The organism is Acinetobacter sp. YH12251, assembly GCF_013417465.1.
GTDB classification, from domain to species: domain Bacteria; phylum Pseudomonadota; class Gammaproteobacteria; order Pseudomonadales; family Moraxellaceae; genus Acinetobacter; species Acinetobacter amyesii.
Genome location: NZ_VPDZ01000038.1, coordinates 1 through 4295 on the forward strand (window position 1 = coordinate 1; position 4295 = coordinate 4295).

General features: G+C 48.1%; 4 protein-coding genes and 1 pseudogene. All 5 read left to right on the forward strand.

Translation table 11 applies throughout. From position 1 onward, the window contains the following. The first annotated feature begins 176 nt into the window (after window positions 1–176). Window positions 177–842, forward strand: a complete 666-nt coding sequence (locus FTV27_RS16735; RefSeq protein WP_015060916.1) for a tyrosine-type recombinase/integrase — start codon at window positions 177–179, stop codon at window positions 840–842. A gap of 189 nt (window positions 843–1031) precedes the next feature. After that, window positions 1032–2198, forward strand: coding sequence for a tetracycline-inactivating monooxygenase Tet(X3) (locus tag FTV27_RS16740; protein ID WP_024160783.1), 1167 nt, complete (start codon window positions 1032–1034; stop codon window positions 2196–2198). Between the two features lie 148 nt (window positions 2199–2346). Then, a complete protein-coding gene (locus tag FTV27_RS16745) occupies window positions 2347–3084 on the forward strand; it encodes a recombinase family protein (RefSeq protein ID WP_001366550.1) in 738 nt (245 codons plus the stop codon). Continuing rightward, window positions 3081–3305 carry a hypothetical protein gene (locus FTV27_RS16750; RefSeq protein WP_000743213.1) on the forward strand — a complete coding sequence of 75 codons (225 nt, stop codon included), beginning with the start codon at window positions 3081–3083 and terminating at the stop codon, window positions 3303–3305. The genes FTV27_RS16745 and FTV27_RS16750 overlap by 4 nt, the downstream gene beginning before the upstream one ends. Before the next feature lie 210 nt (window positions 3306–3515). Then, window positions 3516–4295: pseudogene (locus tag FTV27_RS16755) on the forward strand (IS91-like element ISVsa3 family transposase); the annotation flags it as partial.

The window sequence follows — 4295 nt, forward strand, 5'->3', positions numbered from 1 at the left end:
GTAAATTTTCAGCGTTGCTGGCTCCCCGTCAGCCGGATTGGGTTGCATCGCAGGGGTGTCGAAAGAGTCAACTGCGGTCCAAAGCTGTTGGACTTGGGTGAAAAGGGCGTTTATTCTTCCTATACGTCGATCGATTGAATGAAGGACATATACAATCATTTCTCCGACATTTGGTTATGGAGCGAAAAGTTTCAATATCTTATCAAAACCAGGCAATCAATGCGATTAAGTTTTATTACGAACGTGTTTTGGGTGGACAACGGAAAACATATTTCATCGAAAGACCAAAAAAAGAAAAAACACTTCCTGTTGTGATGAGTGAAGAAGAAACCATTCGGGTACTACGCGCTATTGAAAACGTGAAACACAAGGCTATTCTGATGACTATTTATTCGGCAGGTTTGCGCATTTCTGAATGTATAAACCTGAAAATAAAAGACATTGACTCCAAGCGCATGCAAATTCGTATAGAACAGTCAAAAGGAAAAAGAGATCGTTATACCATTTTATCTGAGAAAACATTAATTATTTTAAGAACATACTTTATGGAATATAAACCAAAAGATTATTTATTTGAAGGTCAAAAAGGTGGCGCATACTCAAGCCGAAGTATTCAAAACATTTTTAAAGCAGCTGTTTTAAAAGCAAAGATTCAAAAGGAAGTTACTGTACATACCTTACGACATAGCTTTGCAACGCATTTGCTTGAGAATGGTACGAGTTTACGTTATATTCAATCGTTGTTAGGTCATTCAAGCAGTAAAACAACTGAGGTTTATACACATATTACCACCAAGGGAATGGAACAATTAAAAAGTCCGATGGATTTGTTAGATATATAGAAAGGATTTGTATATTTGAGCAAAACTTAACAAAAAGCACTATGAATATAAATCCTTTTGAGAGAGTAGAAACGAACGGTAAACGGTTGAAAACGGATTTGTCACTGATAATGAAAGGTTTAGCAAAATAAGATATAGTGGATATATACGCCATTTGGCGTATAGCCACTTGTTATGTGCCATTTTTGAATGACAATGCGAATAGATACAGACAAACAAATGAATTTACTTAGTGATAAGAACGTTGCAATAATTGGTGGTGGACCCGTTGGACTGACTATGGCAAAATTATTACAGCAAAACGGCATAGACGTTTCAGTTTACGAAAGAGACAACGACCGAGAGGCAAGAATTTTTGGTGGAACCCTTGACCTACACAAAGGTTCAGGTCAGGAAGCAATGAAAAAAGCGGGATTGTTACAAACTTATTATGACTTAGCCTTACCAATGGGTGTAAATATTGCTGATGAAAAAGGCAATATTTTATCCACAAAAAATGTAAAGCCCGAAAATCGATTTGACAATCCTGAAATAAACAGAAATGACTTAAGGGCTATCTTGTTGAATAGTTTAGAAAACGACACGGTTATTTGGGATAGAAAACTTGTTATGCTTGAACCTGGTAAGAAGAAGTGGACACTAACTTTTGAGAATAAACCGAGTGAAACAGCAGATTTGGTTATTCTTGCCAATGGTGGAATGTCGAAAATAAGGAGCTTTGTTACCGACACGCAAGTTGAAGAAACCGGTACTTTCAACATCCAAGCTGATATTCTTCAACCGGAAATAAACTGTCCCGGATTTTTTCAGCTATGCAACGGCAACCGATTAATGGCGGGACATCAGGGCATTTTATTGTTTGCCAATCCCAATAATAATGGTGCATTGTATTTAGGAATTAGTTTTAAAACGCCCGATGAATGGAAAAATAAAATTCCCTTAGATTTTCAGGACAGAAACAGCGTTGCCGATTTTTTATTGAAAAGATTTTCCAAATGGAGTGAAGTTTACAAACAATTAATACGTTCGGTATCAACATTTCAATGCTTGCCCACAAGGAAATTTCCTTTGAACAATGATTGGAAAAGTAACCGTCCATTACCCATAACAATGATTGGCGATGCTGCTCATTTGATGTCGCCTTTTGCAGGACAGGGTGTAAATACGGGATTATTGGATGCTTTGATATTGTCTGAAAACCTTACAAACGGAGAATTTACAAGTATTGAAAATGCCATCGAAAACTACGAACAACAAATGTTTGTTTATGCAAAAGATACGCAGGACGAATCGACAGAAAACGAAACCGAAATGTTTAGTCCCAATTTTTCGTTTCAAAAATTATTGAATCTATAAACAGTAAGAAAAAACGGCTACTAACAAGCAGTTTTGCAATAGTGGGGCAGAAGTGCAAAATTGAACTTGTGTGCTTCTATCAACTTTTGTACATTAGCTGCCAGTTTAAGATGGGTGCATTTGAGTATGCCCAAAGGAGCCCGCAAGTATGCGCAGGACGAAGCCAGTAGCCGCGCCGATGGTGGCGCGGGTCTATCTGCGCGTCAGCACCGACGCGCAGGACTTGGAACGCCAAGAGGCGATCACTACGGCCGCGAAGGCCGCCGGCTACTACGTCGCCGGCATCTACCGTGAGAAGGCATCCGGCGCACGCGCCGACCGGCCTGAGCTGCTGCGCATGATCGGCGACCTACAGCCCGGCGAGGTGGTCATTGCCGAGAAGATCGACCGCATCAGCCGCCTACCTTTGCCCGAGGCCGAGCGCCTGGTGGCCTCGATACAGGCCAAAGGCGCACGCCTGGCCGTCCCTGGCGTGGTCGATCTATCCGACCTGGCGGCCGAGGCCCAGGGCGTCGCCAAGATCGTGCTGGAAGCCGTGCAGATCATGCTTTTTCGCCTGGCCTTGCAGATGGCCCGCGACGACTACGAGGACAGGCGCGAACGCCAGCGCCAAGGCATTGAGTTGGCCCGCCAGGCCGGGCGGTACAAGGGCCGCCGTGCTGATCCGAAGCGCCGCGCCCAAGTTGTCGCGCTGCGCAAGTCCGGCTACAGCATCAACAAGACCGCCGAGCTGGCCGGGTACAGTGCGGCCCAGGTGAAACGGATATGGGCCGAGGTCAGCCAGGCCGAAGCGAAGCAGCACGGCGCGTTCGTGGAGGACGCATTGACGGAAGCCGATGCCCTGGCCGCTGTCGGCCAGGATGAGCGCCAGGAGGAAAGGGCATGAAGAAGCCGAACCAAGACGACGAGCCGTTTTTCATCACCGAGGAGATTGCGGCCGAAATGATCGCCGGCGGCTATGAGTTCGAGCTGCCGCCCATTCCTTGCACCATCCGCCTACGCGACGTGCTGGAGCGCATGACCGATGCTGAGCTAGCATTGCAGCCGGGCGAGATCGCCGACCAGGAGCGTGAACGCTGCCGGCGCAAGCCGTGTTCAACCTCATGATCTGGTCATGGTATTTTTCATGGCACTGAGCCTGATAGTTCTTGCAAATTGTTGTCACTAAAGGGTTTTGTGTGCTTGTTTACAATCGAGTGGGAGTGACGGGCACTGGCTGGCAATGTCTAGCAACGGCAGGCATTTCGGCTGAGGGTAAAAGAACTTTCCGCTAAGCGATAGACTGTATGTAAACACAGTATTGCAAGGACGCGGAACATGCCTCATGTGGCGGCCAGCCGGGATCGGGATACTGGTCGTTACCAGAGCCACCGACCCGAGCAAACCCTTCTCTATCAGATCGTTGACGAGTATTACCCGGCATTCGCTGCGCTTATGGCAGAGCAGGGAAAGGAATTGCCGGGCTATGTGCAACGGGAATTTGAAGAATTTCTCCAATGCGGGCGGCTGGAGCATGGCTTTCTACGGGTTCGCTGCGAGTCTTGCCACGCCGAGCACCTGGTCGCTTTCAGCTGTAAGCGTCGCGGTTTCTGCCCGAGCTGTGGGGCGCGGCGGATGGCCGAAAGTGCCGCCTTGCTGGTTGATGAAGTACTGCCTGAACAACCCATGCGTCAGTGGGTGTTGAGCTTCCCGTTTCAGCTGCGTTTCCTGTTTGCCAGCCGGCCCGAGATCATGGGGTGGGTGCTGGGCATCGTTTACCGCGTCATTGCCACGCACCTGGTCAAGAAAGCGGGCCATACCCACCAAGTGGCCAAGACGGGCGCGGTCACCCTGATCCAGCGTTTTGGATCGGCGCTCAATCTGAATGTTCACTTCCACATGCTGTTTCTCGACGGTGTGTATGTCGAGCAATCCCACGGCTCAGCGCGTTTCCGCTGGGTCAAGGCGCCGACCAGCCCAGAGCTCACCCAGCTGACGCACACCATCGCCCACCGGGTGGGTCGCTATCTGGAACGGCAAGGCCTGCTGGAACGGGATGTCGAAAACAGCTATCTGGCCTCGGATGCGGTGGATGACGACCCGATGACACCCCTGCTG